Genomic DNA, 26,525 nt, shown 5'->3' with positions numbered 1-26,525 from the left:
GAGGAGTCATGTGCTGCGCGATAGTTGCACTCACGATGACCTTGCTGGCCTGTTGGCGCAGCGTGTCGAGTTCGCTCGCCGGCCGCGTCGGGCGGCTGCGCCGGATTGCGATTGCGGTTATCGCGATCGGTGCGGCGGCGGGGTCCGCCATGGCGGCGGACCAGTTTGCGCTGGCGGGTGGTGGACAACAGTCGTCGTTGATCGCGCGGCTGGGTAGTATGCCGATTTGCGGGCACTTTATCCGCTAGTGCGCGTTGCCTCTTGCGTAGCTTTAACATGCTGTGCCGATTTGCCGTATCGTACGAAGTCACTGTACTGCGCGCGAATCGAGGGCACGTCATGGCACTTTCGTCGAAAAACGCTGTGGGGATTTCGGGCAGGCGCCGTTTTCTGCGCTCGGCGGGACACACTGTGGTCGGCTTGTCGGCGTCGCTCGCATTGCCTCGGATGGCGGCGGCTCAAACGCCAACGCCAACGCCCAAATCGCAAGCCGCATCCGCCACCACGCCGCTCCCACGCATGTCGCAACGCGTAATTCCCGCCACGGGCGAACGCTTGCCCGTGGTCGGCTGCGGCACCTGGCGCACCTTCGATGTCGGCGCCGATCCCGCCGGCCGCGCGCAACTCGCCGACGTGCTGCGTATTCTGTTCGAAGCCGGTGGTTCGGTGATCGATTCATCGCCGATGTACGGCTCGTCGGAAGCCGTGGCCGGTGCGTTGCTTACGCAACTGGATGCGCACGACAAAGCCTTCGTCGCCACCAAGGTCTGGACCGAAGGACGCGAAGCCGGCATCGCGCAGATGGAAGAATCGCTGCGCCGCTTTCAGCAGCCGCGCATCGATCTGATGCAGGTTCACAACCTGCTCGACTGGCGCACGCAACTCGCCACGCTGCGCGACTGGAAAGCGCGCGGCCGGATTCGCTATATCGGCATCACGCACTACACGTCGAGTGCGTTCGACGAAGTCGCCGCTGTCATGCGCAGCGAGAAGCCCGACTTCGTGCAGATCAACTACGCCGCGGACGACCGCGCCGCCGAAACGCGCATCTTGCCGCTCGCGGCGGACTTGGGCATCGGCGTCGTGATCAATCAGCCTTTCGGCGGCGGCGGCTTGCTGGCACGCGTCGGCAAAACGCCGCTGCCTGAGTGGGCGGCGGAAATCGGCTGCACGAGCTGGGCGCAGATTCTTCTGAAGTTCGTGCTCGCTCAGCCCGCGGTGACGGTCGTGATTCCCGGCACGGGGCGTCCGCAATACATGGCGGACAATGTTCGGGCCGGTTCGGGCCCATTGCCCGACGAGGCGATATGCGCACGAATCGTGGCGACGGTGAATGGCTAACCGATCGTTTGCGTATTATTCGCAATAATTCCTTGGTGAACTCTCCAGCTAGTTCAAATTAAAACCTCATTCGACGTTATTCGCTCGCGCCATTTCGCATAGCACAATAGCGCGCCAGGAAAAATAAAGTTTCCCGTAGTCATACGCGATCTCGCGATTCCTAGAGGATTAACTCGGCTTCATTGCCGATGCCATTCGATTTGCATGCAAATCGAATGAGCGAAAGAAAGTTTGTGAAAGGAAGTTGACACGGGAACGTTTGCCAAACTAGGCTACGCACTGTCGTCCAAAAACTGATTCGGTCTAATCCACCTGCCCGGAGACACAGGCGAGCCGCCACTTTGCCGATCAGCGAGACGATCGAATAACAGCCGGGGAAAATCCCCCGGCTGTCGATATGAAAGCATTGTAATAAATGTGTGTCGCATTTCTAAAATCAGCCACAAGTGCTGAGGCGCCAACACGTCCTTATATTCTCGCTAGCAATTCGGTGCTAGTGCGGGAGACCTTTTTCGCTGAAAAAAAAGAAAACCAGCTTAAACACTCAATGCACTTTATTTTGCCGATATTGGGAGTCGAGGATTAATCATGCGTATAAATTTCCGATTGCAGATGCAGTGCCTCGCACTAGCCGGAATTGCGATTCTGGCGGGATGCGGCGGCAGCGACGGCTCGTCTTCCTTGACGAGCAAATCCGCGCAGGCGCCCGCAGTTGCGTCAGGCGCCTCCGAAGTGGCGCTGGCTCCGCCCGCCGCGCCGGTCGTGGCGGACACCTCGATCAACAAGACGGTGCCGCCGGTCGAGTTGCCCGACACGGTCACGCCGATCAACTACAAGCTGTGGTTCCGGCCGAACCCCGCGCTGTCTTCATTCGACGGCCGCGCCGACGTGCAGATCAAGGTGCAGAAGGCCGTCAACGCGATCACGATTGCCGGGCACCGGGTCAAGTTCACCAACGGCACGATTACGCTTCAGCCCGGTAACATCGCGCTGATCGCCACGCCGCAGGACGACGGCGACTTCTATCAACTGCGCCCCGTGAGCGGGCAGATCGCCGCCGGCAACTACTCGCTGCATATGGAGTGGAGCGGCATCATCAACTTCAAGACCTATGACGATCCGGTCGCCAAGACCGGCGGCAGTTGCGGCGACGATCCGTATCCGGGTTGCTCCGCGGCCGAAGGCGTGTTCCGCGTCGACCTGAAGTCGACCGACGGCACGACGAGCGGCGCGATCCTCACGCAGGGCGAATCGAACCTCGCGCGCCAATGGTTCCCCGGCTGGGACGAGCCGGCTTTCCGGCCCACCTACGAGGTGAGCGCGGAGGTGCCACAGAACTGGAACGTGGTCTCGAACGCGGCGGAGAAACCGGCGGTGAACGTGGATAGCGGCTACAAGCTGGTGTCGTTCGAGAAGACGCCGCCCATGCCGTCGTATCTGCTGTTCTTCGGCGGCGGGCAGTTCGACATTCTCGAAGACGACTTCACGAGCCCGTTGCCCGACGGCAAGGGACTGCATCTGCGGATTTTCACGCCGCCCGGCATGCGTGACTGGGCCAAACCGGCCATGCAGCAGACCAAGCAGGCGCTCGATTACTACTATCGCTACACCGGCATTCCGCTGCCGCTCACCAAGTTCGACACGATCGCGGCCAACGACGCGTTCAAGGAGCAGAAGGACCTGAACTTCGGCGGCATGGAGAACTGGGGCGCCATTCTCGAATTCGCCGACGACATTCTGCCGGCGCCGGGCACGACCATGTCCGATTACGGCGTGACGGTGCTCACGCACGAAGCGGCGCACCAATGGTTCGGCGATCTCGTCACGCTCGACTGGTGGGACGATGTCTGGCTGAACGAGTCGTTCGCGACGTTCTTCGAGAACAAGACCAAGGTGCGCTTCTTCCCGGACCGTTTCAGCTGGGTCGACGACGTGAAGAACAAGTACGCGGTGATCAACGCTGACCTGAAGTCCACGGCGTTCCCGGTGCAGCCGAATTTCAACGGCTGGGCGTCGAACGACTTCGTGCTGAGCGCGAGCGCCTTCACGTACGACAAAGGCGGTCACGTGCTGAAGATGCTGGAGAACTATCTGGGTGAAGAAACGATGCGCAAGGGCCTTCAGTCGTATCTCGCCGACTATTCGCTCGGCAACGTTACGCCCAGGCGTTTGTGGGACGAACTGTCGAAGGCTAGCGGCCAGCCGATGGTGGCGATCGGCGACAGCTTCGTGCGGCAAACAGGCGTGCCGCTGATTTCGCTCGACACGCAGTGCGATCTGACGACTAACCAGACGGTGGTCACGCTGAAACAGTCGCCGTTCCCGAATCAGAATCAGTATCCGGGCACACAGTGGACCATCCCGTTGACACTCGCATACGGCGACGGCCTCACTTCGCGCAAGACGTTGGCGATGAAGGACACGCAAACCCAGGTGCGTCTGAACGGCTGTTCCGCGGTGCTTGCCGATCCGAGCGGTCTCGACTACTACGTGACCAACTACAGCAACAGCGCGTGGAGCCAGTTGCTCGCGCAAGGTAACGCGCTGAAGGATCCGGTTCTGCTGACCAGTCTGCAACTCGAAGCGAAGCTGCTGGTGAATAACGGTCTCGCGGATCCGTCGCGCGTCACGAGTATCGGCTCGCTGAGCCCGGCGGCCACACCGCTCGCACGCCAGTTGCTGATGACGGCGCCGACCACGCAATCGCAGCGTCCGACGATCCGCTATCAGGGCAAGTTCAAACTGAAGCCGCAGGCGCAGCAAGGCCAATAAGCGGGCGTATTGGGTAGTTCGGCGGCCCGCATCGTATTGCAGCGATGCGGGCCGCTTTCTTCGTGCCGCTACGGACTACGGATGCCGCGACAGGTCACGCCGTGGCGCTGGGCCGCGAGGACACTGTGTCATACCAACGCCTGAGCGATTTCAGATCAGCCGGCACTTGCAAGTCGATTGCTTTCGCGGCGAAGTCGATTGTCACCAGTGCGGTAATGTCGGCAACCGAGAAGCGTTCGCCCGCCACGAACGCGGACTGTTTCAAGCGATTGTCGAGGTCCTCCATAAAATGGACAGCCCGTTGCCGGCTGCGTTCGGCGAGCGCGGCAATCTGCTCGTAGTCGTGCGGGCCGGCAATCGCGCGGCCCTTCAAACCGGGCGCGGTGTTGCGGATCGCTTCCATCACCGAGGCAAACCCCTCCTGTTCCGCGCGCCGCTCCCACATCGTGATCAGCGCTTTGTCTTTCGGCGTGATGCCGAAAAGCGGTGTGCCGGGATAGACGTCCTCAATATAGCGCTGGATGGCGGGCACCTCGCCGATCGACGTGCCGTCTTCAAGCACCAGCGTCGGCACGACACGACGGGGATTGATTGCGCGATACGCGTCACCGTGCTGTTCGCGTTTGCCGAGGTCGACCGCCGCGAGCTTCACCGTGACGCCTTTTTCGGCGAGAAAGATGCGCACTCGCCGCGAGTTCGGCGACGCGGTGGAATGGTAAAGCGTCAATGTTTCGGTAGTCATGTTTAGAGTCCTTTGAATGATGCTTCGCGGCGCGCGCGTGGCCGCGCGCCGCTGCAATCGGGCGACAATCAGCCCGCCGTCTTACCGCCGTCGACGGTCAAGATCTGCCCCGTGATGAACGACGCCGCCTCCGACGCCAGGAACACGACGGCGCGCGCCACATCGACCGGCTGGCCGACCCGGCCGAGCGGCACCTTGGCGGCGAGCGCGGCCTTGTTCTCCGGCGTGCCGGTGAAGCGGTCGAGCATGCCGGTATCGGTCGGCCCCGGCGCGACCGCGTTGACCCGCACGCCGGTGGACGCCACTTCGAGCGCCGCCGACTTCGTCATGCCTTCCACCGCATGCTTGCTGCCGGCGTACACGGAAGCGAAGGCCGCGCCTTCGTGGCCGTACGTCGACGAAACGTTCACTACGCTGCCGCTCTTTTGCGCCGACATCACGCGCAGTTCGTGCTTCATGCTGAGCAGCGTGCCGAGCACGTTGGTGTCGAACGTGGCGCTGTAGCTCTCGACGGTTTGACTCGTGATCGCGCCGGGCTGGCCTTCGGTGCCGGCGTTGTTCACGGCGGCGTCGATGCGGCCGAAGCGCGCGACTGTCTGGTCGACGAGGTTCGCGACTTCGTCGTCGCGGCGCACGTCGGCCTGGATGAAGTGGGCGTCCGCGCCGAGTTCGCGCAGTTCTTTTTCGAGGGCCTTGCCTTCGACTTCGCGACGGCCGGAGACGACGAGACGGGCGCCGCTGTCGGCAAAGGCGAAGGCAGTGGCGCGGCCGATGCCGGTGAGTGCGCCGGTGATCAGAACGACGGGCTGGCTCATTTCAAACTCCTGATGGGTATGTATTTGCGGTATGGGGGCGAAGCAGGCCGCTGGCTGGTTGAGCGGGTTTGATCTGCTTGAATCGATGCCTTGACTGCAATTTAGTGACTTCCCGGCCGGAGTAAAAAGACTTTATAAGCTGGCGGGCATGCCTCTCAGGCATGCGTATCAGATGCAGCGCAAGTGCTCGACGCGAGCGCGGCGTTCGCTCGCCGCGACGTAAGCCTCTATCAGTCCGTCGACGCAGCAACACGATTCATCCGCCGGCTAATCGAAGCTGGAATAAAACCGGCACCGGCGCAGTCATGCCTGACGAACGACTCGCGAGGGCCGCCGGATGATCCACGGCTCGACTGCGACTCTTAATCGTGAGGTCAACATGTCATCACATGATTCATTCAACGCGTCGCGGCGCGGCGCACTCAAGTGTCTTGCGTTCGGTGGTCTCGGCACGGTGTTCGTTCTGGCGGGCGGCATTCTCACGCCCGTGGAGCTGGCCCTCGCGGCCGACCCGAACTCGTCCGCTGCAAAAGGCGGCGTGCCGCTTTTCCTGCAGATCAGCGACTCGCATATCGGTTTTAACAAGGAAGCCAATCCCGACGTGGCGGGCACGCTGAAACAGACCATCGAGTACGTCAACGCGATGCCGGTCAAGCCCGCGTTGACCATTCATACCGGCGATATCACGCATCTTTCCAAGCCATCGGAGTTCGATCTGGCCGCCCAGTTGATGTCCGGTCTGAATATCACGGAGTTGCACACCGTGCCCGGCGAACACGACGTGACGGACGGCCCCGGAACCGAATATTTCAGCCGCTTCGGCAAGGCTTCGGACAACAAGGGCTATTACAGCTTCGACCATCAGGGCGTGCATTTCGTCGGCCTCGTCAACGTGATGCATTTCAAGCCGAACGGCCTGGGCGGCCTCGGCGACGACCAGCTCGAGTGGCTTGAAAACGATCTGAAAGGGCGTTCGTCCAGCACGCCGATCGTCGTATTCGCGCACATGCCGATGTGGACGATCTACGAGCCGTGGGGCTGGGGCACGGGCGATGCCGGCCAGGCGATGAGCTATCTGAAACGCTTCGGCTCGGTGACCGTGCTGAACGGCCACATTCATCAGATCGTGTCGAAAGTGGAGGGCAACATCACTTTCCACACGGCGCGCTCGACGGCTTATCCGCAGCCGACCGCCGGCAACGGCCCGGGTCCTGGACCGTTGACGGTGGCGAGCGACCAGCTTCCGAAAATGCTCGGAGTGACCAGCATCAAGATTGCCCGGCATCCACTCAAGGCCACGCTCGACGACACCACGCTGGTTTAAACGTCAGTTCTTTTCTATCGCTGGAGATCAGTTATGCAAATCAAAAACATTCGCCGCGTTTTGCTCGCCGTGGCCGCAAGTTCGGCATTGTTCGCGGCATCGTCGGGGTTGTCCGTGGCGCGCGCGCAGACGCCGAACACCGTCACCATCAAGAATTTCATGTTCATGCCGATGGAGATGACGGTCAAAGCCGGTTCGACCGTGACCTGGAAAAATCTCGACGGCGAACCGCACACGGTGGTGAACGACTCGGGCATGTTCCGCTCCGCCGCGCTCGATCAGAACGACACGTACCAGTTCAAGTTCGACAAGCCAGGCGTGTACAAGGTGTTCTGCGGCATTCATCCGAATATGAAGGAGACCATCACGGTGCAGTGAGTGTGAGCGTCGCGGGAGACCCCTCTACAAACTGCGGCCAGGGCGCTCGCGCATTGCATGCAAACCGGTTGCATGCCTTGCCTGAAGCGCCTTGAGCGCACGCAGCAGCGATTCGATGTCGAGCGATTTGCGATAGTCCACGTCGACGTGAACCAGGGCGGCGCCGCCGTCGCGATCTAGCACGAACGTGGCCGGAATGGGAACCAGCCAGCGGCTTGCCTCGCTGGCCGCCGGCCGCGTGTAACCCAGCCGTTCATAGGTGGCGCGCAGACGCAGCGGCAGTTCGAACGCAACGCCATAAGCGCGTGCGACCTGCAGGTCCACGTCGAGCAATTCACGCAGATGGCCAGAGGCGCGCTGCACCGCACTCCCGCACGGCGGCGCGATGGCGACGGCGCTCGCGCCGAGCGCGAGCACGTCCTCGTAGCCCGCCGCAAAATCGGCCAGACTCGACTCGGCGAACGTACACCAGCCGCCTCTGAAAAAATGCAGCACGACCGGTCCGGCGCTCAGCAGTTCGTCGAGGCTCACGCGCCGGCCGGCGCGATCGGACAACGTGAAAAGCGGCGCGCGCGAGCCCGCCCGCAAGGCGTTCGACGCCACTGCGGCCGCCGCGCCGAGTGCCAGCTCGGCGTCGATCTCCGATTGCCGCGACTGCCGTGCTGGCCGCATTGCGGCGCTGTCATCGGTTTGTACGTCTGCCATGTTTCCCTCCGTGTCCCGGCGACCCATTTATTCATTCCACTGTCCGTGCGAAAGGTGCAAAATCGGCTGCACTTATTCCACGGGAGACATGTGATGGACCGCCTGGCGGCAATCGAAATTTTCATACGCGTGGTCGACACCGGCTCGTTTTCGGCCGCCGCGCGCCATTTCGATGTCGGTCAGCCGGCAGTGTCGAAAGCGATCGCGCAACTCGAGGAGTGGCTCGGCGTCAAGCTCCTGCTTCGCACCACGCGCACCCTCACGCCGACCGAAGCCGGCACCAGCTTCTACCAGCGCGCCAAACGCGCGGTGGAGGAAACCGACGAAGCCGTGATGGCCGCGCGCGGCTCGGCGGCCGGCCTCTCGGGCAAACTGCGGGTCTCGGCGGCGGTGTGTTTCGCGCGGCTGCATATCGTGCCGCGTCTGCCGGCGTTTCTCGACGACCATCCGCACCTCGAACTCGAACTCGTGCTCGACGACCGGAATATCGACCTCGTCGAGGAGGGCATCGACGTCGCCTTGCGCATGGGCGAGCTCACCGATTCCAACATGACCGCGCGCCGCATTGCCGAGGCGCGCCGCCGCGTGATCGCCACACCGGCTTACTTCAACCGTCACGGCATTCCCGCGGCGCCGGCCGATCTGCTCGCGCACAAGTGCCTCATCTACACGCGCGACGGCGGCGGCGAAGACTGGAAGTTCCGCAAGGAAACCGCGGAAGTCTCGGTGCGCATGCAAGGGCGCCTCAGGATCACCGCGACCGAAGGCCTGCGCGCGGCCGTCTTCGCCGACATGGGCGTTGCCGTGGCGTCCGAATGGGCCTTTACGCCGGAGCTGAAGTCGGGCGCGGTGGTGTCGGTCATGGACGACTGGATGCTGCCCACCATCAGTCTGTCGGCCGTCTATCCGACCGGACGCCTCGCGAGCACCAAGGCAAGACAGTTCACCGCCTTCGTGGAAAACTGCCTCGCCGACGAAGCGACTCCTGCTTCACGCGCGGCGAACCAGGCGCTCGAATCCGCGAGGCCAGTCTAGAGCGTCACGACGATCTTGCCGAACTGGCCGTTCTCTTCCAGATAGCGGTGCGCCTCCACCATGTCGTCGAATCTGAAGGTGCGGTCGATCACCGGCTTGAGCGCGCCGCTCGCGAAACCTTTGAGCACATAGTCCACTGCGGCCTTCTGCCGTATTGGATCGCCGCTCGTCAGCCAGATGTTGTGGGCCTTCACGGTCAGCACCTTGGCGATCATGTCGAGCAGCGGCAAGGTCGTGGGTTGCTCGCTCAGCGCACCGTAGATGTAGGCGATGCCCTGAAACGACAGCGCTGCGAGCAGCTTCGCGAAGCTGGGGCCGCCAACCGGATCGAATGCCACGCGCGCGCCTTTGCCGTCCGTGATGCGCCTGACTTCCGCCACCAGATCGGTTTCGCCGGTGGCGACCACGTGCGCGGCGCCGGCTTCCAGCAGCCGCTCGCGTTTCGCCGAAGTGCGCGTGAGCGCAATCGACGTTGCGCCGGCGTAGTTGGCGATCTGAATTGCCGCGAGGCCGACGCTGCTCGACGCGGCGGGCACGATGACGAAGTCGCCTTGGCCCACCTTCGCGTCTTCGATGAGCGCGCCGTAGGCCGTCACGAACATCATCCAGATGGATGCCGCCTCGGCGGACGAGAGCGACTCGGGATGCTTCACGACGGCGCTGTCCGGCACGACGATAAATTCGCCGTACGTGAAGTACTGGTTCATCGAGAACGACGGCATCACGTTGACCTTGTCGCCGGGCGCGATACCCTTCACGTCCGCGCCGACCGCATCGACGACGCCCGCGGCTTCATAGCCGAGTCCAGCGGGAAACCGGACGGGTTCGATATAGGCGTCGTTGCGCCACATCGATTCGGCGCGATTCAGGCCGATGGCCTCGACCTTGATGCGAACTTCGTGCGGACCGGGCGCGGCCAGCGGCGTTTCGATGAATTCGAGCACTTCAGGACCACCGGCTTTCGCAAACATTATGGTGCGTGGCATTAACAGTCTCCGGGTTGGGTGCCCCCGCCACAAACGAGCCAGGGAGGCCAGCGAGGCGAGGGCGAAGGCGGGTGCGCTCAGGCAGTTTCAGCAGTTTGTTCAGCGGCTTCTACAGTAGGCGAATAAACCGGAAAATCCGAGTAGTGCTTTTCGTCGCCGCCCCAGAATGCCGCGCGGACATAGGGCGTGAGCGGCAGCTTGTGCTGGAGCCGGTACGGCAGGTCCGGATTCGACGAGAAGTGGCGGCCAAAGGCGACCAGGTCCGCGTCGCCGGACGCGACGATGGCTTCCGCGCTGTCGCCGTCGAATCCGCCCGCGGCGATGATCGGGCCGGAGAAGTGCGGACGCAGATACTTCACGGCAACCGGCGCGTGGCCTTCGTGCAACGTATCGTCGCCTTTCACGCGCGGTTCGATCACATGCAGGTAGGCAATGCCATAGCCATCCAGCACGCGGGCGACGTGGCTGAAGGTGGCTTCCGGATCGCTGTCGGAGATGCCGCCCCATTCGCCAGACGGCGAGATACGTACGCCGACCCGGTCCGCACCCCAGACGGAAATCAGCGCCTCGACGGTTTCGCGCAGAAAACGCACGCGGTTTTCGATCGGGCCGCCGTACGCGTCGGTGCGATGGTTGGTGCCGTCCTGAATGAACTGGTCGACGAGGTAGCCGTTCGCGCCGTGCAACTCCACGCCGTCGAAGCCCGCATCGAGCGCCCGCTGCGCGGCCACCCGAAACTCTTCAACGATGCCCGGAATTTCCTCGATGCCGAGCGCCCGATGCGGCGAGGCCGGTACGAAGCCGTCTTTAGTCAGCGCCACGCCTTCGAACGGGACGACCGAGGGCGCGAGCGGCGCAACACCGCCGGTCATCTCGACGTGGCTTTGACGGCCGCCGTGAATCAGCTGCATGAAGACGCGACCGCCTTTGGCATGGACCGCATTGGCGATCGCTTTCCAGCCTTCCATCTGGCCGTCGTGATAGAAGCTCGCGGCGCCCAGATACGAACGCGCGGGAATCGAGATGCTGACGCCTTCGACGATTTCGAGGCCGCCTTGCGAGGCGCGCTGGCCGTAGAAGTCGGCCATCATCGGGCTGGGAATGTCGCCCGGCTGAATGGTGCGCAGGCGGGTCATCGGTGCGAGCACGACGCGATGCGCGAGGGTGTAAGCGCCGACCTTCTTCGTGGTGAACAGGTGAGCCATGATCTTTCCTTTACCGGGTAGTGAGTTCGGAGACGTTCAGCGAGTTGCCGATTCGTTGATGGAGAATTTATCCATTCCGAAATGCCCCGGGAAGGCGCGCGACGGCATATGAATCATTCCGGAGCGGGATCAATGGCGGCGCGCGGCGTCCGTTTAAAGACGAGCGTTTTTGCGAATCAGACTTGGCGGTGAAAACAGAACGAGCCGCCAGGAGCGTGCTCCCCAAAAAGAATTCGTCGCGGCCGCGAAGCCAGCGTCAGGAACAGCGCTTGCGTTTCAAACGGTGCCCTCGAAGCGTCGACGTCCCTACTGCGCTCGGGCGTGGTTGTCGTGTGCTTCGAAGCCACCATCGGCTCACTGCCGCGCACGCCTGTTCGGCTTAACCAGACAGCCAGCTAGCCCTTCCCGGACATCGCGCGTCACTACCTGCGGCGTGGAACGTTTTACCTGTTTCTTCCGTGCAAAACTGCCTCGCAAAGACAGTGTTTAAAGCGCAGCATTGCGATGTTGACGTTCTCGTGCGATGGGCAGGTCAGATTCTTCGAACGGCTCATGACCTGCGACGACCTGTGAAAATCGTGTGAACAAAGTCGGCCTAGCGGCCAGACGTGAGGATTCCGGAGTTATTGCGATGTACAACGATGCGGACTCGCCAAAATCGGTGCTCGATGGCCAGGATGCCGGCGGCCAGGCGAGCAGTCTGTCAATTTCCGCCACGCCGCCGAGGTTCGGACGCCTCGCCATGTGCGTGGCCGCGGCCAGCGCGCTCGTCATCGGCGTGATGGGTACGGTGGCGTATAGCGTCTGGTTCAACCACGACCAGCAGGCATACGCCGAAGCCATGGCCGGCGCACGCCGGGCGCTCGGCAACGGCGCGTCGGCGAACGCGGCTGTGATCGCAAAAACCGCGAGCATGACGGCGGCGCCGGCGGCGGCTGTAGCGGCAACACCGCCGCAACCGTTGCATGCAACGGTGACGAGCGGCGCGACGGCGGCGGCATCGCCAGCCGTCGCGGATCAGGAAGCGGGCGGGCAGTTCGCGTCCTGGTCGGGCCAGGTCAAGGCACCGGCGGCGCAGCCTGTGGTCGTTGCGAATGCGGCATCCGGCACGTCCGCATCCACGCCACCGCCGCCCGCGTCCGCTCGCCGGCCAGCAAACGCAAACGCCGCACCGACGCAGCAACTGGCCGCGTCGCGTCCGGGCAAAGATGGCCGCGCGACGCCTCAGGAGCGCCGCGCCGTGCCCGAGAGCGCGCGCCACAAGAACAATCTGTTCGCCCGCATGGGGCTCTTCTTCCGTCGAGTTAGTTACCGGCAGCATGGCAACACAAATCGGCAAGACATCTACTCCCATCCGTGAGCGGCGCCGTGCCGGGCGCGGCGGTCCAACCGGCGCTTTGGTGAGCCCCTTCAGACGGGCTCCCGCGCTGCTCGCCGGCGCGTCTTTGCTTTGTCTGCTGGTCGGTCTTCTTTATCTCGCGTCGCAGATCAGGACCATCTTCTCCGATCAGCTGAAGCAGGAATACGCCGGACTCGTGCTCGAAGCGGCGGAGCGCGCAGAAAGCGCTCGCGCAATGGTCGGCGTGTGGCAGCAACAGGCCGGCGACGGTCAGGCGCAGACGCAGGCTTATCGCCATGCACGCATGGAACTCGCCGATCGCCTGAAGTCGCTCGCGGCATTGGTGAATGCCAGTCCGTTGGCGGCGCCACGGATGCCGGCGTCGGCGTTGACGCCCGATGCCAGTCTGAACGGCATTGATGCGCTGCTTGCCACGATCCCGCCGTACTGGCGCGCCCAGCGCGATGCCGATGGCGCCGACGTGCGCCTGCGCATTGCCCATGTTGCGAATGTATTGATCGCGCTGGCCGCGCTGCTGTTCTGCATGTTGCTCACGGCGCTCGGCATGTACGCAAAACGCAATCGTCAATTGGCGGGCGAATCATATGAGTTCGAGTACGCGGCGCTGCACGATTCCCTGACCGGCTTGCCGAACCGGCGCAACCTGTTCGCCATGCTCGACGAGGTGGCGGCGAATTTGCACGCCGCCCCGATGTCTCGCAAGATCGCCGTGCTGTATGTGGATCTGGACGGCTTCAAGCAGGTCAACGACACGCTCGGTCACCGCGTCGGCGATGAGTTCCTGATTGCGGTGTCGCGTGCTTTTCGCGAGTCGGTGCGCAAAGTGGATGTCGTCGCGCGCATCGGCGGCGACGAATTCGCGGTGCTGATTCGAGAGTATTCGACGCCGGATGAATTGGCCGAGATTGCCCAGCGGCTGATTGCGTGCGTGGTCGAGACCGACACGGAGATGGGCATTGGCGTGGTGCGCGCGAGTATCGGTATTGCCAGCTATCCCGATCTCGTCAGCGATTATCAGCGCCTCGTCGCCGCGGCCGACGACGCGATGTATCACGTCAAGCGTGGCGGCAAGAACGGCTACGCGTTCGCGGCTCAGGCTGATTGAGCGGCGCGCTCAGGAGGTTTGGGTCTCGGGTGTTGCTTGCGCTTGCGTTTCCGTTTCCCTTTCCCTTTCCGATTCCAGTAGCGCTTCCCGGCCTGGCCTTTCATTGATGACCGCGAGGCGTACGTCGTCGCTCATGGTCTTCCACGCGCGGATTTCGTCGCGCGTACGCAGACAGCCGAGGCAGAAGCCGGTTTTGCCGTCGAGTTTGCAAATGTCGATACAGGGTGACTGGATTGTCATGATCGGACCAGCGGTTCCGTGGGCTTGACCTCGACGGTAATCGGCGAGAGTCGGTTAGAAAAATGCTGCAGCATTGTAGGGGAGAAGCGCGCTTCGCGGGCCAAAGGGTGCGCACCGTCGCGCACGCGAAGTCTTGTTTCGTGCTACAAAATCGAGGCTTGCGCGTACGCGCCGGTTCATCCACAGCGGAAAGATCCATGTTCAGATATTCGTTGATGCGCGCCGTTGGGCGCTTGAGCCAGCCTGAGTGGATCGTTGCCGTGATGGCCGCGGCGCTCGCCGCCTGTGCGCCGGTGCCGCCGGCCAGCAGTCAGGCCGTCGTTCCGCCTGCCGTTATTCGGCCCGCTGTTCAGCCCGCTTTTCAGCCAGATACCGAAGCCTCCGGACGCCCGGCCGACGGCCCGCTGGCAGTGCCGCCGAACCTCGTCGCGCTGACGCAGCCGGCCGGCGAGAAACGCCTGACGAGCGCCACCTCCAACCAGTCGTACTGGCCGCTCTCGCAGTATTTCGAAACCCAGCGCAACCAGGCCTATTGCTCCGTCGCGACCTCGGTCATGGCGCTCAACGCATTGGGCATCCGCCGGCCGCAGTCGACCCTGTACCCGGACTTTCCGTTCTTCTCGCAGGAAGATTTCTTCCACGGCATCGATCCGCAGGTGGCCAACGCCGCCAAGGTCTCGCAGGAGGGCATGACGCTTGATCAGCTCAGCTCGGCCTTGAAGGCCTTTCCCGTCGAGGTGCGAAAATATCATGCGGCGGACCTGTCGCTCGGTCAGTTCCGCGATCTGGTGCGGGCGACCACGAGCCACAGCGATCGCTTCGTGCTGTTGAATTTCAGGCGGGTGGAAATCGGCGAGACGGGCGGCGGGCACTGGTCGCCGCTCGCCGCCTACGATTCGGCGAGCGACAGCGCGTTGCTGCTCGACGTGGCGCGCTATAAATATCCGGCCGTATGGGTGCCGGTCGCGCAGTTGTATGCAGCCGCGTTGGCGGTGGATAGCGTGAGTGGAATTTCACGCGGTATCGTGATTATCGGCAAGCGGCCGGGTTGATCGCCACTTGCCGAGGCGGCTGCGACATTCAATCGTGCGGCACGAGTGGCGGCTCACGCGAGTGCGCCCACAGCAAACCGGCGCCCGCGCGATCGCGCTCAGGTGCGCGTCACGCTTCTTCGTTGCGCCATTCCGTCAGCCCTTCGCGCGCATTCAATTCGGTGAACGAAGGCCGCGCGCGTAGCTGCCGGATGTAGCGGGCAAGATTCGGCCAGCCGAGCGCGGGCCGCGGCATATTGCGGGTCCAGCGCATCAACATGACGGCCATGAAGTCCGCGGTGCTGAGCTTGTCGCCGATCAGATAGTCGTGGCTTTCGCCGAGATGTGCATCGAGCTTGTCCCACGCCGCGTCGAGACGACGGCAGGCCAGCGCGCGAACCGCTTCGGCGCCGGCGGGGTCGCCGTCGGAGCCCGCGTAGAACCAGTCGCGCATGGCGGGCAGAATCGTGTTGGCGAGATAGACCATCATTTCGAGCCACGCGGCGCGATCGACGGAACCCGGCTCGGGGGCGAGCGCGGCCTCGGGATGCCGCTCGGCCAGCAGGATCAGCAACGCCACCGACTCGTGGCGCGGCGTGCCGTCGACCATCAGCGTGGGCACGCGCCCCGCGGGGTTGAGCCGCAGATACGCCGGGTCGTGTTGCCGGCCGGCGTCGATGTCAATCAGTTGCGATTCGAACGAGACGCCGAGCTCGATCAGCATCCAGTGCACGGCCATGCTTGCCGCGCCGGGCGAATAGTAAAGCACGTATGAGGTGGAATCGCGGGGCATAGTGGCTTGAGGTCCGGTTTCGATCCGGCGGACAGTCTACCGCCGTTCCCGGCGCGTGCCTATGCGCAATCGGCGAGGGAACGCGCAGTCATCGGCTCGGCAACGCGGGCTTGGTCACCGACCAGAACTCATTGGTTGCAGGCTGCCGCGCCTCATCATCCCCACGCTGCATTCTGCAAAACGATCCGGTAGCCGTCCGGATCTTCGAACGTTTTGCCTTGGCGGTCCCAGTAGGGATTCTCCGCTGCGCACGCCGGCACGCCGAGCGCTTCGAGCCGTTCGACGGCCGCGCGCCATGCGTCGCGTTCCGGGAGATAGAGCACGAGCAGGTGCTCGGTGGTCGGCGCGCGTTCGACGGTCACGCCGTGCTGATGGGTGAACTCGATGTGCCATGCACAGTCTCGCCGCCCGACGATCACACCATCGAAGCCTTCATGATTCTCGAAGCTCGCGAGGACTTCGAAGCCCAATCCCCGCTTATAGAAATCAGTGACCTTATGCAGATCGTTGGTAGGGCGAGCGACTCGGAGAACGGGCGGCTGCATCGGCAACTCCACGAAATACGGATGTGCCGCAAAGCATAACGTGCCGCGCGCGCCGCAGCGCGCCCGAGTGCGTCAAAACGGTTCAGGCGCTACGCGCCATCTCGCCGATGCCCGTGTTGAACTCTTCCCTTTTTGAACTCGCGGCGATCGCCGTACGCGCCCGAAGCGGGGTCTTGCGAACTCGCGGATCGCGCAGCGCCGGACGTGCATCGACCAGATCCGCGTACAACGCGAGATAGTTCGCGGTGGACGCGTCCCAGCCGAAGTCGCGGCTCATCGCATTACGCTGCAGCACGTGCCACGACGACGGTTGCACGAACGCGGCCAGCGCGCGGCCGAGCGCATGCATCACGTCGTCCGGGCTTTCGCCGTCGAACAGGAAACCTGTTGCCTTCTGTTCGCCACGAGGGTCGTGCGGAACGTAGTCGACGATGGTATCGGCCAGGCCGCCGACGCGCGAGGCCACCGGAATCGTGCCGTAGCGCATTGCGTAGAGCTGCGTGAGGCCGCACGGTTCAAAGCGGCTGCCGTGCAGCAGAATGTCAGCGCCCGCGTGCAGCATGTGCGCGCGCCGCTCGTCATAGCCGATTTGCACGCCGACGCGCCCCGGCCACGCGGCCGCGACGTCCTGCAAGGCCTGTTCGAGCCCGGGCTCGCCCTGGCCGAGAATTGCGAACTGCAACCGCGGATGCCGTTCGAGCAGTGCCGGCAGCGTATGCACGACGACATCGGCGAGCTTCTGTTCCGTCAGGCGGCTGCCGATGGCGACCAGCGGCGCGAACGGATCGCGCGTCAGACCGAAGGCCTGTTGCAGTTCACGCTTGCAGGCCTGCTTGCCGGCGGTGTCGTCGACGGAGTAGGGGCGCGCGATATGTTTGTCGGTGGCCGGGTTCCACACGCTCGTATCGATACCGTTGACGATGCCCGACAACTTGGCGGCCTGGGCCTGCAGCACGCCTTCCATGCCGTGTCCGAAGTGCGGCGTCAGGATCTCGCGTGCGTAGCGCCGGCTGACCGTCGTGACGCGATCCGAATGGACGATGCCCGCTTTCATCATGCTCAGCGAGCCGTAGAACTCGATGCTGCGCTCGTCGGAAAGCGCCGGCGCCAGCAGTTCCGGCGGCACGCCGATCCAGCCGCCCATGGCGAGCGGATGATTGCCCTGGAACGCCAGGTTGTGAATCGTGAAGACGCTTTTCGCGGCGACGCCCGCGAGCCGCAGGTACAGCGGCGTGAGTCCTGCATGCCAATCGTGCGCGTGCACGATGTCGGGGCGCTTCACGTTGCGCACGCCGCGCGCGACTCGCGCGGCCGCTGCCGCGAGCGAGGCGAAGCGCGTGAGGTTGTCCAGGTAGTCGCGGCCTTGAGGATCGCGATACAGGCCTTCGCGCGCGAACAGGTGGTCCATTTGCAGAAGCAGCACCGGCACGCCGGTATCGGGCATCTGGCCGCGCAGCAGCCGCGCGTCGCCGCCGGGCAGGCCGGTCATGCGCGCGACCGGCTCGACGTCGACCGCGCGTTCCAGCGCGGCCGGATAAGCGGGCATCAGGATCGAGACATCGACGCCGGCATCGCGCAGCGCGGCGGCATAGGCGCTGACCATGTCGCCGAGGCCGCCGGATTTGGCGAGCGGCAGGGCTTCGGAAGCGACGAGAAGAACGTTAAGCGGCAAAGTGGCCCCCAAGGACGGGTTTTTTGCACTTGCACAGTGCGGTGGGATTCGCGGACGCGTCAGTTCAGCAAGGGATGTGCCTGACGTCAGCGGTTATGCAAGGGGGCGAGAGGAGGGTTTGTGTTGCAGTGCGGATGGGCGATTCTTTGGCTTGAAAGGCCTATTTATCTGGCTTGACGCTCAGCAGTCTGCGGCGCCGTTTTTTCATTTGTGTGTAGGTTTGACATCGATTCGACAAGCCGGGGCAGCGTCTGAAAAAATAAAGGGCTGTCGCCGAAACGACAGCCCTTCGTCACTACGCAAACAGGCAAGCCCGAATCAATGCACCGGTGCGTGCGTCTGCTCGACCGGCCGCGGCTGCGTCATCGCGCTCACTAGCGCGAACACGATGATATTCACCGCCAACGCGAGGAAGCCGATATTGATGTCCTTCAGCGCATCGGGCAGGAACGGCATCAACTGACCGATGCTCAGGTGCATCGTGGTCGTGACGGCCACCACCGCGACGCCGGCCAGAATCCCGCAAAACGCGCCTTGCTTCGTCGCGCGGTTATGCGGACGCAGGCTGCAGATCACCGCCGGAAAGAGCTGGGTCACGAAGCTGTAGCCCATCAGCAGCAACGCGACGATGGTTTCGCCGCCTTGCAGCGTGAAGCCGACCGCGACCAGCGCCACTACCGGCACGAGGAAGCGCGCGAGCTTCGCCACCGTGGCGTCCGACGCGTTTCGGTTCACCATGCCGCGATACACGTCGTTGGCGAGCAGCGTTGATGCGGACGTGAGGATCATCGAGCCCGGCACGAGCGCGGTCAGAATCCCGGCCGCGCCGATCACGCCGACGAACCACGGGTCGAAGGTCTGCAGCGACAGACGGAACAGCGAGAGGTCGATGTCGCCGCCCTTCAGACCCGGCACCTTCAGCGTCGCCGCGAAGCCGACGAAGAACACGAACAGCAGAATCAGCTGATAGAGCGGCAGCACCATCGCGTTGCGGCGGAAAATGCGTTCGTCCTTAGCCGTGAAAATCGAACCGAAGGTATGCGGCCACATGAAGAAGCCCAGCGCGGTCAGCAGCACCGTCGACTGGAACCACGTCACGCTCGAACCCTTGGCCGGGAAGGTCAGGAAGCCAGGGCGCGCGGCATCGATCGCGCGGAACATGTCGCCGAAGCCGCCGTAGTAGTGCAGCGGCAGATAGATGCCGAGGAACAGCACGATCGCGAGAATCAGCATGTCCTTCACCACCGAATTCCACGCCGAGCCGCGCACGCCGGAGACGATCACATAGGCCGTCACCACACAGGCGCCGATCCACACGGCCGCCGTCGACGAAATCGCGCCGTACGAGGCCGTTGCGACGATGATGCCGAGCCCCTTCAGTTGCAGCACGAGGTAGGGAATCAACGCGGCCACGCCCACTAGCGCGACGAGCGTGCCGAGCGCCGGGCTGTCGTATTTGCGCGTGAAGAAGTGCGGCTGCGAGACGAGCCGGTGATTTTTCGCGTAACGCCAGATCGGCGGCAGCATCCAGTACGAGAGGATATACGCGAGCGTGCCGTACGCCAGAATGTAATAGACGGGCGCGCCCTTGCCATAAGCAAAGCCGCTACCGCCGAGGAAGGTGAAGGTCGTATAGATTTCACCAGCCATCAGCAGGAACACGAAGGCGGTGCCGAAGCTGCGGCCGCCCACGGTCCATTGCTCCAGACTCATGTCGTGGCCGCGCTTGGCGCGCACGCCAAGGTAAAGCGCAAACAGCGTGATTGCCGCAATGATGACGAGTGCGCTCATGAGCTGACCTCCTCGCCATCGGCGGCGAGTTGACGGTTGGACGAATCCAGACGGTAGACGATCGCCATGATGATCGAACTGAGCACCACCCACATGACGATCCAGGCCAGCACGAACGGCATGCCGAGCATCAGCGGCTCGACACGATTCACAAACGGGACACCGAGCAAAATGCCGATGAACGGCAGCGCGGCAAGTACACGAAGCAACATGGGGGCAACTCCTCGAACTGGTAAGTACGTCTCGTTGAAAGTGCAGCTTCGCTGGGGACTGTATGCCGGATGCTTTGGTCCCGTAAAGTGGGTCAAAAAAGTGTAGGCTTTCTGAAAGTTGCGGACGCATCTTTATGCGGCCGGTTGCTGCGCTGCAAGGCGGCGGGGATGGCGTGGCGGGGTGCCGCACGCCTGCCGGCGGCTGGCTTTTTTACGGCTTTGACTGGCGCGGCGCGATATCATCTCGCCACGCAACGCGAGCAACTTCTGGACAACATCCGCAGCGCCGGAGAGAGTCCGGGTTCATCAACATGGCGCGGCGTGCCGGGTGTGCAGTGGAGCCGCCCGAGCCGCCGCTCGACACGGAACGCATATGGTCGAAAGTCTGATCTCGGACATTCTGTTTGGCTTTACGGGGTTGATCAGCATCATCAACCCGATCGGCATTGCTTTCGTCTTCCTGGACCGGACTGCTTCGTTGACCACGGAGGAGCGCACCGCGCTCGCCCGCAAGATCGCCATCAATGTGATGTGCGTGCTGCTGGTGGCGTTCTTCATCGGCACGCCGATCCTGCATTTCTTCGGCATCTCCATGCAGGCGCTGCGCATCGGCGGCGGGCTGGCCGTCGCGGTGGGCGGCTGGCAGATGCTCAATGCGCCCGACACGCAGCCGGCCGAAAAACCCGCGGTCAAGCGGGTGGACGCGGATAATGCGATGTCGAAGGCATTTTTCCCGTTCACCATTCCGCTGACCACCGGGCCGGGCTCGATCGCCACGGCTGTCGCGCTGACCGCGAACCGCACGCATAAGCTCTCCGAGTTCGTGATTTCGAGCATCGCTTCGGTGGTGATCTCGGTGACGGTGGCGGTCACCGTCTATCTGGTGTATAGCCGCGCGGTGGTGTTCGCCAAATACCTCGGCGTGGAAGGCACCAAGGTCGCCATGCGTGTATCTTCCTTTTTGCTGCTGTGCATCGGCGTGCAGATCATGTTGACCGGTTTCTCCGAATTCCTCATTCCGATCGCGACGATGCAGCCGGTAGTCAAGTAGACGCGTACCCGGCGGCACGCCGCGCCGGAGAGTTCATGCGTACCGGACAGCCATTGTCTTGCGTGGAACCGAACAGGAGAGAAGCTTATGTGCCGCTGGCTCGCTTATACGGGCAACCCGATTCAACTTGAAACGGTGTTGTTCAATGCAAAGCATTCTTTGATCGACCAGAGCCTGCATTCGCGGCTAGGCCAGACCACGACCAACGGCGATGGCTTCGGCATCGGCTGGTATGGCCATCCGACCGATATTCCGTTTCGCTACCGTTGCATCCATCCCGCGTGGAGCGACCGCAATCTGCGCGAGGCCGCGCGGGCGATTCGCGCGCCGCTGTTCGTCGCGCACATTCGCGCGGCGACGGATACGCCTTCGCAGGAAACCAACTGTCATCCGTTTCGTTATGGCCGCTGGCTCTTCGCGCATAACGGGCTGATCCGCAACTATCCGTCCGTGCGCCGCGATCTGATGCTGGCGATCGACTCGGATCTGTTTCCGTCCATCGAAGGCTCGACCGACTCCGAGGTGATGTTTTTCCTCGCGCTGAGCTTCGGCCTCGAACTGGCGCCGGTCACCGCGCTCGAGCGGATGGTGGCGTTCGTCGAAGAGACCGCTCACAAGCACGGCGTGGATGAACCGCTGAACATGACCGTGTGCGCCACCGACGGCGAGCAGATCGTCGCGGTGCGCTATTCGAGCGAAGGGCAGTCGCGCTCGCTTTTTCACAGCAGTTCGTTCCAGCAGTTGCACGCGTTGTATCCAGACGATCCGCGTATCGCGGCGGCCGGCGAGAATGCGTTTCTGGTGCTGTCCGAGCCGCTCGCGGACCTGCCCGGCTGGTGGCAGGAGATTCCCGAAAGCACGGCGGTGGTGGCACGCGGGGGTGAAATCGAACAGTATCCGTTCAAGCCGCACGCGGCGTGACTTGCGTGAACCGGGTGAGCGCCGGGGTCAACGCGTGAGCAGCATCGCGCTCAACACGGAGAACACGGTGGATGGCAATTCGGCAAGGCGGCTGACCACCACGTTGTGCGGATAGAAGTCTTCAACCGCGTCGGTCAGCACGCCGATTCCCACCAGCTCGATGCCGCGCTTGCCGATGGCCGCGACGCGCTCGCGCAGATCGCTGCGCAATACCTGCGGGTCGCCGTCGCCGGTGGAGGGATAACCGTCGGAGAACATCATTAGAATGCGCCGTTCGGCCTGATGGTCGGCGAGGCGCGTCGCGGCCCAGGCAAGCGCCTCGCCGTCCGGATTCTCATGACCGCAGTCGATCGCGGCGATCCCGCTCAGGTCCGTCGCGCCAAAGCGCTTATAAACCTTCAGGTCGAGCCGTTCGACGAAGCGGTTGTAGCGCCGCAGATCCGCGCCGCCGGCGAGTTGCCGCTCGTAGAGCTGCTTCATGGGCGCGGATTCGACCGAGCAATAACCGAGCACTTCGCAATCGAACGACAACTGCGTGAGCGCATCGCACAAGGCGGCCGCGCACTGGCGCGCGAGTTCGATCTTGCGGCCCGCCATCGAGCCGCTGCGGTCGATCAGCAGCGTCACGGCGACATCGCGTCCTTTAGCGGCCCGCTGCGTGCGAAACGGCGTGCGGTAACCGGGCGAGGTTGCGAGCTTCGCCAGCGCGGTGCGATCGATCTCGCCGCGCTCCTGCTCGCGGCGCCAGCGTGTGCGTTCGTCGGCGCTCAGCGCGCGTTCGAGCTTTTCCTTGAGCGGCGCCGTGTCCGCGCGAGCCTGCGCGCGCAGCTCGCGCCATGCGGCGCTGTCGCCCTGGCCCGTGAGATCGCGGATGTCGTCGAATTCAGTGGCGAGCGGGATCGACAGTGTGGCTTTGAACGCATGCGTATTCGCGCTGCCGGCTTTACTTTCTGAGGAACGCGTGGACGGCTGCTGCGCGTCCGCCGGCGATTGACCCATGCCGACCGCGTCGTCCGCCTGCGCGCCACCGCTTCGATCGGACGGCGGGGAGTTTGCGCTGTCCTGATCGGGCAGCACCGTGTCTTCATCGTCGATTGGCGCGGACGATGAAGCCGCCGTTTCCGTATCGATGTCCTCGACCGGGTCCGCGGTGAACATCATGCTGTTCACCTCACCCGCCGACAGCGCGCGCACGCGCGCCACCAGCGCCTGCGCCGCCGCAATGCTCTGCGTGGTGGAGCGGCTCGCGCGCGCCTCGTGCAGCAGATCCTGCGCGGCGTGCAATGCGGCGAGCAACGAATGGCTCGCTTCGAGCCGGGTGGGCGGTTCGTCCCACAACGCGCGCTCGACCAGCCAGACCAGCCGGTCGCGCCAGTGCAGCTTCGGCCAGCACTGCTGCACGCGCTCGGCCGCATGCTGGCGCAGCTTGCCAATGAACCAGCGCGCGCCCGGATATTCGTCGAGCAACTGCGCACACACGCGGCGGTCGTCGATCACCTGCGCGAGTTTCGCGGCGACGCCCGCCGGCAGCGCGTCGAGTTGCGCGAGCGACGCATGCTTGGCGCGCGCGACCAGCAGATCCAGATAGCCGATCAGAACGTCGCGCTCGACCTCGCCATTCAACTCGTAGTCGGGAATCACAATACGGCCCGGCTCCACGCGCGGACCGTCCGGACTGAACACGACCGTCACGCCGTATTGCCCGGTTAGTACACGGGCGACCTTGCCGAGCGTGGATTCGAATGCGAAGCCGCGGGTGTCGCGGGTTGCATGCATCGCGCTCACGCTTGCGGGGCCGGCGCGATGTGATGACGGACGATGCCGCGAATCAACGCGGCGTCTTCCGGGCTCACCTTCGCGTAGATGGCCGGTCCGGCGGCGCGTTCGGGATCGCCCGTGCGCAGCATCAGTTCGGCCCAGTCGAGCAGCCGCCGGGTAGAGAATGCACTCGAGAGATCCTCGCGCGCGAACGCGGCGCGGCAGTCGGCGGCAATCGCGGCGAGCGTGGTGGCGAGCGCGCGCGTCATATGCGGGGCGAGGGTGGCGATCAGCACGTCGGCTTCTTCGGCGGGCGTCAGATAGTCGAGCAGATACACGCGCCAGCGATCCAGAAACGCCTCGTTCATCAGATTGGCGCCCTGATACAGATGCCGGAACTGGCTCATCGCGCCGACCGCATTCGCCGTGGCGAACAGGCGGAAAGCCGGATGCGGCGCGACGATCTCGTTGCCTTTTTCCTTCAGCACGAGACGGCCGTGCGGTTCGAGCACGGCGGTGAGGGCGGCGAGAATCGACGGTTCGGCAAAGTCGATTTCGTCGACGATCAGCCAGAGCCCCTCGCGCATGGCCGTGGGCAGCACGCCGTCGACCCACAGCGTCTCGCCGCCCTTGACGGTCCAGAAGCCGACGAAGTCGCCGACGGTGGTCTGCCCGTTCATGTTGGAGCGCAGCACGCCGTGGCGCGAACGCGCCGCGACCTGTTCGATCAGGCTGGTCTTGCCGGCGCCGGTGTGACCGATCAGCATCACGCGCCGGTTCTCGACGATGTCTTCGACAATGTCGTTGAAGCGCTCGGAGAAGAGATAGGCCGGATTGATGCGCGGCACGAGCGGATTGCCGACGCCACACGGCACCTCCACATGACCGATGCGCACGGTCTCGCCGGTGCCTTCCGGCTGCCGATGTTTCGCCGCCGAAGCCTGCGCCGCCGCGCGCTGCAACTCCGGCATGAAGGCGACGCGGCCGGCTGGGGACTGATCGCTCGCGGCGTTGGCCGTATCCATCGCGAAGCCTTCGCGGCGCCATTTCTTCAGCTTGGCGCGCAGATTTTCCGCGTCGACCACGAGATCGATATCGACCGCGCCAAGGCCGCCGCCATTGTCGACGCCATGTTCGAGCCGATAGTTTTCCGGCCGGTCGGCCACGCTGACGCGCCACCATTCCGCGCCGTTCTCCGTTGCGCGTTGGTAAAGGCCAAGGTTTTCGTCTTCGGTCAGTTCGGGCGCGTTCATGGCAGATGTTGAATAGTCAATAACGAATCATGCATTGCAATTTGGCTGAGGCCGAATGACCGACTATCTTATCTTGAGTGCCTTTCGGTGTTCCCGTTTCATTGGCAAGCGGGCTTTGTCGAGCGCATGCCAGGCAAATATTTATTGCGTCAATCGAATAGGCCATGAAGCGCCTGTCGCCTATAGTTGGTCGGACCTGGCGCTGCGGTTTCCCCAACATCTTTCTGGCCGATCGTGTTTGAAAGCAACCGGAGTCTGCTTTGGCCCGCATCGCGACGCAAAAAAATTGACGGCAAAACAATGAGACTACCTACAAAATTAATGGCGGCCCTCGCCGTGGCAAGTCCGCTGGCCTATGGTCAAACCAGCGTGAGCTTATATGGCCGTCTCGACGCGGGCCTCGAATACCTGAATCACATCAATAATGGCGCGGGCGGCAGTTCGAGCCGCTGGAGCGCGGAAGGCGGCGACTGGGGCACCAGCATGCTCGGCCTCAAAGGCAACGAAGATCTGGGCGGCGGCCTCAATGCGATCTTCAACCTCGAAACCGGCTTGCAGGTCATGAACGGTACGACGAGCGGCGGGCGGCTCTGGTCGCGGCGCGCGTTCGCCGGTTTGAAGAGTGAGCAGTGGGGCACGTTGCAGGCCGGCCGCAATCTGTTTATCGACAGCGACGGCGTATGGGAATTCGATCCGTTCGTGCAGCAGGCGTTTTCGTCGGCCTCGCTCGTGCGTGGGCGCAACTGGCAGCAAACCAGCAACAACGTCGAGTATCACAGCCCGGTGTTTTGGGGATTCGACGTGCAGGCGCAATATGCGTTCGGCAATCAGGCGGGCGCTTTCAACAGCGGTGCGGCCGGCGAGTTCGGCCGCTCGGACGGCATCATGCTGACCTATCACTCGCCGCTCTTCGACGTGCGCGGCATCTACGACGAACTGCGCGACAGCAACGGCCGCTTCAGCAACATCTTCCAGGCATCGCGCGAATATTTCGCCGGCGTGAACGTGCATTTCGACTCGGTGAAGATACAGGGCGCCTACACGCATTACTCGGCGCCTGACTCCCCGGTCGGCGTCGCCGACTCGGCCGATCACTACTGGCTCGGCGCCACCTATAACTTCCTGCCGCGCTGGGCCATGACGGCGGGCGGCTTCTACGTGAAGGTCGGCGACGGCTCGGGCGATGCCGCGCACGACCCCTCCGGCCACGCGATGATGTACGTGCTCGGCACCACCTACAACCTGTCGAAGCGCACCTTCCTGTACGGCACGGTGGGCTATGTGCGCAATGGCAGCAACTCGAATTTCTCGCTGGAAGCATCGCCGCGCGATGCGACCAGCAAAACGAGTCCGCTGGTGGGCGAATCGCAGACCGGCGCGTATGTCGGGATGCTGCATCAGTTCTGACGCGGTCGGCTAGACGCGGTCGGCTAGACACGGTCGGTTAGACGCGGTCGGCTAGACGCGGGTAGCGAGAGGTGGCTCGGCGT

The 26,525-nt window shown here is 63.5% G+C and carries 25 protein-coding genes; 12 read left to right on the top strand and 13 right to left on the bottom strand.

Annotated features, from left to right (window positions below):
• The first annotated feature begins 8 nt into the window (after positions 1 to 8).
• From BPHYT_RS26490 to BPHYT_RS26480, 3 genes are all read left to right on the top strand, one after another.
• Entirely contained in the window at positions 9 to 248 is a 240-nt protein-coding gene (locus BPHYT_RS26490; protein ID WP_012427198.1) for a hypothetical protein, read from the top strand.
• 91 nt (positions 249 to 339) lie between these two features.
• Positions 340 to 1,341 (top strand): aldo/keto reductase, encoded by a 1,002-nt coding sequence (locus tag BPHYT_RS26485; RefSeq protein WP_012427197.1) that lies wholly within the window; start codon positions 340 to 342, stop codon positions 1,339 to 1,341.
• A gap of 588 nt (positions 1,342 to 1,929) precedes the next feature.
• Positions 1,930 to 4,113 (top strand): M1 family metallopeptidase, encoded by a 2,184-nt coding sequence (locus tag BPHYT_RS26480; protein WP_012427196.1) that lies wholly within the window; start codon positions 1,930 to 1,932, stop codon positions 4,111 to 4,113.
• Positions 4,114 to 4,207: 94 nt separating this feature from the next.
• Here BPHYT_RS26480 and BPHYT_RS26475 read toward each other — a convergent pair whose 3' ends face one another.
• Together BPHYT_RS26475 and BPHYT_RS26470 are read right to left on the bottom strand one after the other, a co-directional pair.
• Positions 4,208 to 4,855 (bottom strand): glutathione S-transferase family protein, encoded by a 648-nt coding sequence (locus BPHYT_RS26475; protein WP_012427195.1) that lies wholly within the window; start codon positions 4,853 to 4,855, stop codon positions 4,208 to 4,210.
• A gap of 68 nt (positions 4,856 to 4,923) precedes the next feature.
• A complete protein-coding gene (locus BPHYT_RS26470) occupies positions 4,924 to 5,670 on the bottom strand; it encodes an SDR family NAD(P)-dependent oxidoreductase (protein WP_012427194.1) in 747 nt (248 codons plus the stop codon).
• 379 nt (positions 5,671 to 6,049) lie between these two features.
• On the opposite strand from BPHYT_RS26470, the gene BPHYT_RS26465 reads away from it, so the two are divergent.
• Together BPHYT_RS26465 and BPHYT_RS26460 are read left to right on the top strand one after the other, a co-directional pair.
• Positions 6,050 to 6,994 carry a metallophosphoesterase family protein gene (locus tag BPHYT_RS26465; RefSeq protein ID WP_012427193.1) on the top strand — a complete coding sequence of 315 codons (945 nt, stop codon included), beginning with the start codon at positions 6,050 to 6,052 and terminating at the stop codon, positions 6,992 to 6,994.
• 33 nt (positions 6,995 to 7,027) lie between these two features.
• A complete protein-coding gene (locus tag BPHYT_RS26460; protein ID WP_012427192.1) occupies positions 7,028 to 7,372 on the top strand; it encodes a cupredoxin domain-containing protein in 345 nt (114 codons plus the stop codon).
• A 24-nt stretch (positions 7,373 to 7,396) separates the two neighbouring features.
• Here the strand turns inward: BPHYT_RS26460 and BPHYT_RS36750 are convergent, their stop codons facing one another.
• Positions 7,397 to 8,077, bottom strand: a complete 681-nt coding sequence (locus BPHYT_RS36750) for a redoxin domain-containing protein (RefSeq protein ID WP_012427191.1) — start codon at positions 8,075 to 8,077, stop codon at positions 7,397 to 7,399.
• 93 nt (positions 8,078 to 8,170) lie between these two features.
• On the opposite strand from BPHYT_RS36750, the gene BPHYT_RS26450 reads away from it, so the two are divergent.
• Positions 8,171 to 9,112 carry a LysR family transcriptional regulator gene (locus BPHYT_RS26450; RefSeq protein ID WP_012427190.1) on the top strand — a complete coding sequence of 314 codons (942 nt, stop codon included), beginning with the start codon at positions 8,171 to 8,173 and terminating at the stop codon, positions 9,110 to 9,112.
• Here BPHYT_RS26450 and BPHYT_RS26445 read toward each other — a convergent pair.
• On the bottom strand, positions 9,109 to 10,098 hold the full coding sequence (locus BPHYT_RS26445) for a zinc-dependent alcohol dehydrogenase family protein (protein ID WP_012427189.1): 990 nt from the start codon (positions 10,096 to 10,098) through the stop codon (positions 9,109 to 9,111). The genes BPHYT_RS26450 and BPHYT_RS26445 overlap by 4 nt on opposite strands.
• 77 nt (positions 10,099 to 10,175) lie before the next feature.
• Positions 10,176 to 11,303 carry an alkene reductase gene (locus tag BPHYT_RS26440; RefSeq protein ID WP_012427188.1) on the bottom strand — a complete coding sequence of 376 codons (1,128 nt, stop codon included), beginning with the start codon at positions 11,301 to 11,303 and terminating at the stop codon, positions 10,176 to 10,178.
• A gap of 631 nt (positions 11,304 to 11,934) precedes the next feature.
• Here BPHYT_RS26440 and BPHYT_RS26435 point away from each other — a divergent pair.
• Together BPHYT_RS26435 and BPHYT_RS26430 are read left to right on the top strand one after the other, a co-directional pair.
• The gene (locus BPHYT_RS26435) at positions 11,935 to 12,663 is read left to right on the top strand and encodes a hypothetical protein (RefSeq protein WP_012427187.1); all 729 of its coding nucleotides are present in this window, start codon (positions 11,935 to 11,937) and stop codon (positions 12,661 to 12,663) included.
• Between the two features lie 40 nt (positions 12,664 to 12,703).
• A complete protein-coding gene (locus BPHYT_RS26430) occupies positions 12,704 to 13,768 on the top strand; it encodes a GGDEF domain-containing protein (RefSeq protein ID WP_012427186.1) in 1,065 nt (354 codons plus the stop codon).
• Positions 13,769 to 13,777: 9 nt separating this feature from the next.
• On the opposite strand, the gene BPHYT_RS26425 is transcribed toward BPHYT_RS26430, so the two are convergent.
• Positions 13,778 to 14,008 (bottom strand): DUF1289 domain-containing protein, encoded by a 231-nt coding sequence (locus BPHYT_RS26425; protein ID WP_012427185.1) that lies wholly within the window; start codon positions 14,006 to 14,008, stop codon positions 13,778 to 13,780.
• 263 nt (positions 14,009 to 14,271) lie between these two features.
• Here BPHYT_RS26425 and BPHYT_RS26420 point away from each other — a divergent pair, with 263 nt between their 5' ends.
• Positions 14,272 to 15,060 carry a phytochelatin synthase family protein gene (locus tag BPHYT_RS26420; protein WP_238535752.1) on the top strand — a complete coding sequence of 263 codons (789 nt, stop codon included), beginning with the start codon at positions 14,272 to 14,274 and terminating at the stop codon, positions 15,058 to 15,060.
• Positions 15,061 to 15,169: 109 nt separating this feature from the next.
• On the opposite strand, the gene BPHYT_RS26415 is transcribed toward BPHYT_RS26420, so the two are convergent.
• The 5 genes from BPHYT_RS26415 to BPHYT_RS26395 all read right to left on the bottom strand — a co-directional run bounded on the left by BPHYT_RS26415 (position 15,170) and on the right by BPHYT_RS26395 (position 20,052).
• Complete coding sequence (locus BPHYT_RS26415) at positions 15,170 to 15,832, bottom strand: glutathione S-transferase family protein (protein ID WP_012427183.1); 663 nt, start codon at positions 15,830 to 15,832, stop codon at positions 15,170 to 15,172.
• Positions 15,833 to 15,987: 155 nt separating this feature from the next.
• Positions 15,988 to 16,377 carry a VOC family protein gene (locus tag BPHYT_RS26410; RefSeq protein WP_012427182.1) on the bottom strand — a complete coding sequence of 130 codons (390 nt, stop codon included), beginning with the start codon at positions 16,375 to 16,377 and terminating at the stop codon, positions 15,988 to 15,990.
• 82 nt (positions 16,378 to 16,459) lie between these two features.
• Positions 16,460 to 18,049, bottom strand: coding sequence for a glycogen synthase GlgA (gene glgA, locus BPHYT_RS26405; RefSeq protein WP_041759639.1), 1,590 nt, complete (start codon positions 18,047 to 18,049; stop codon positions 16,460 to 16,462).
• A 318-nt stretch (positions 18,050 to 18,367) separates the two neighbouring features.
• The gene (locus BPHYT_RS26400) at positions 18,368 to 19,840 is read right to left on the bottom strand and encodes a sodium:solute symporter family protein (protein ID WP_012427180.1); all 1,473 of its coding nucleotides are present in this window, start codon (positions 19,838 to 19,840) and stop codon (positions 18,368 to 18,370) included.
• A complete protein-coding gene (locus tag BPHYT_RS26395) occupies positions 19,837 to 20,052 on the bottom strand; it encodes a DUF3311 domain-containing protein (RefSeq protein WP_012427179.1) in 216 nt (71 codons plus the stop codon). Before BPHYT_RS26395 ends, BPHYT_RS26400 begins: the two co-directional genes overlap by 4 nt.
• A 373-nt stretch (positions 20,053 to 20,425) precedes the next feature.
• On the opposite strand from BPHYT_RS26395, the gene BPHYT_RS26390 reads away from it, so the two are divergent.
• Positions 20,426 to 21,103 (top strand): MarC family protein, encoded by a 678-nt coding sequence (locus BPHYT_RS26390; RefSeq protein ID WP_012427178.1) that lies wholly within the window; start codon positions 20,426 to 20,428, stop codon positions 21,101 to 21,103.
• Between the two features lie 87 nt (positions 21,104 to 21,190).
• A complete protein-coding gene (locus tag BPHYT_RS26385) occupies positions 21,191 to 22,024 on the top strand; it encodes a class II glutamine amidotransferase (protein ID WP_012427177.1) in 834 nt (277 codons plus the stop codon).
• A 27-nt stretch (positions 22,025 to 22,051) separates the two neighbouring features.
• Here BPHYT_RS26385 and BPHYT_RS26380 read toward each other — a convergent pair whose 3' ends face one another.
• Positions 22,052 to 23,800: a cobaltochelatase CobT-related protein gene (locus BPHYT_RS26380; RefSeq protein ID WP_012427176.1), complete on the bottom strand. Its 1,749-nt coding sequence runs from the start codon at positions 23,798 to 23,800 to the stop codon at positions 22,052 to 22,054.
• A gap of 5 nt (positions 23,801 to 23,805) precedes the next feature.
• A complete protein-coding gene (locus tag BPHYT_RS26375; RefSeq protein WP_012427175.1) occupies positions 23,806 to 25,035 on the bottom strand; it encodes an AAA family ATPase in 1,230 nt (409 codons plus the stop codon).
• A 321-nt stretch (positions 25,036 to 25,356) separates the two neighbouring features.
• Between BPHYT_RS26375 and BPHYT_RS26370 the strand changes: the two genes are divergently transcribed.
• Positions 25,357 to 26,442, top strand: coding sequence for a porin (locus BPHYT_RS26370; RefSeq protein ID WP_012427174.1), 1,086 nt, complete (start codon positions 25,357 to 25,359; stop codon positions 26,440 to 26,442).
• The last annotated feature ends 83 nt before the right edge of the window (positions 26,443 to 26,525 follow it).

Origin of the sequence: Paraburkholderia phytofirmans PsJN (assembly GCF_000020125.1) — a bacterium.
Lineage (GTDB): Bacteria > Pseudomonadota > Gammaproteobacteria > Burkholderiales > Burkholderiaceae > Paraburkholderia > Paraburkholderia phytofirmans.
The sequence above is the reverse complement of the archived record's forward strand: the minus strand, read 5'-3'. Positions and strand labels throughout refer to the sequence as shown.

Coding starts and splice junctions, on each gene's coding strand:
- BPHYT_RS26370 (WP_012427174.1), top strand. CDS start 25,357: ATGGCGGCCCTCGCCGTGGCAAGTCCGCTGGCCTATGGTCAAACCAGC.
- BPHYT_RS26420 (WP_238535752.1), top strand. CDS start 14,272: ATGGCCGCGGCGCTCGCCGCCTGTGCGCCGGTGCCGCCGGCCAGCAGT.
- BPHYT_RS26410 (WP_012427182.1), bottom strand. CDS start 16,377: ATGCAGCCGCCCGTTCTCCGAGTCGCTCGCCCTACCAACGATCTGCAT.
- BPHYT_RS26425 (WP_012427185.1), bottom strand. CDS start 14,008: ATGACAATCCAGTCACCCTGTATCGACATTTGCAAACTCGACGGCAAA.
- BPHYT_RS26375 (WP_012427175.1), bottom strand. CDS start 25,035: ATGAACGCGCCCGAACTGACCGAAGACGAAAACCTTGGCCTTTACCAA.
- BPHYT_RS26480 (WP_012427196.1), top strand. CDS start 1,930: ATGCGTATAAATTTCCGATTGCAGATGCAGTGCCTCGCACTAGCCGGA.
- BPHYT_RS26385 (WP_012427177.1), top strand. CDS start 21,191: ATGTGCCGCTGGCTCGCTTATACGGGCAACCCGATTCAACTTGAAACG.
- BPHYT_RS26450 (WP_012427190.1), top strand. CDS start 8,171: ATGGACCGCCTGGCGGCAATCGAAATTTTCATACGCGTGGTCGACACC.
- BPHYT_RS26490 (WP_012427198.1), top strand. CDS start 9: ATGTGCTGCGCGATAGTTGCACTCACGATGACCTTGCTGGCCTGTTGG.
- BPHYT_RS26485 (WP_012427197.1), top strand. CDS start 340: ATGGCACTTTCGTCGAAAAACGCTGTGGGGATTTCGGGCAGGCGCCGT.
- BPHYT_RS26400 (WP_012427180.1), bottom strand. CDS start 19,840: ATGAGCGCACTCGTCATCATTGCGGCAATCACGCTGTTTGCGCTTTAC.
- BPHYT_RS26390 (WP_012427178.1), top strand. CDS start 20,426: ATGGTCGAAAGTCTGATCTCGGACATTCTGTTTGGCTTTACGGGGTTG.
- BPHYT_RS26460 (WP_012427192.1), top strand. CDS start 7,028: ATGCAAATCAAAAACATTCGCCGCGTTTTGCTCGCCGTGGCCGCAAGT.
- BPHYT_RS26435 (WP_012427187.1), top strand. CDS start 11,935: ATGTACAACGATGCGGACTCGCCAAAATCGGTGCTCGATGGCCAGGAT.
- BPHYT_RS26465 (WP_012427193.1), top strand. CDS start 6,050: ATGTCATCACATGATTCATTCAACGCGTCGCGGCGCGGCGCACTCAAG.
- BPHYT_RS26445 (WP_012427189.1), bottom strand. CDS start 10,098: ATGCCACGCACCATAATGTTTGCGAAAGCCGGTGGTCCTGAAGTGCTC.
- BPHYT_RS26380 (WP_012427176.1), bottom strand. CDS start 23,800: ATGCATGCAACCCGCGACACCCGCGGCTTCGCATTCGAATCCACGCTC.
- BPHYT_RS26470 (WP_012427194.1), bottom strand. CDS start 5,670: ATGAGCCAGCCCGTCGTTCTGATCACCGGCGCACTCACCGGCATCGGC.
- BPHYT_RS26395 (WP_012427179.1), bottom strand. CDS start 20,052: ATGTTGCTTCGTGTACTTGCCGCGCTGCCGTTCATCGGCATTTTGCTC.
- BPHYT_RS26440 (WP_012427188.1), bottom strand. CDS start 11,303: ATGGCTCACCTGTTCACCACGAAGAAGGTCGGCGCTTACACCCTCGCG.
- BPHYT_RS26415 (WP_012427183.1), bottom strand. CDS start 15,832: ATGCCCCGCGATTCCACCTCATACGTGCTTTACTATTCGCCCGGCGCG.
- BPHYT_RS26475 (WP_012427195.1), bottom strand. CDS start 4,855: ATGACTACCGAAACATTGACGCTTTACCATTCCACCGCGTCGCCGAAC.
- BPHYT_RS36750 (WP_012427191.1), bottom strand. CDS start 8,077: ATGGCAGACGTACAAACCGATGACAGCGCCGCAATGCGGCCAGCACGG.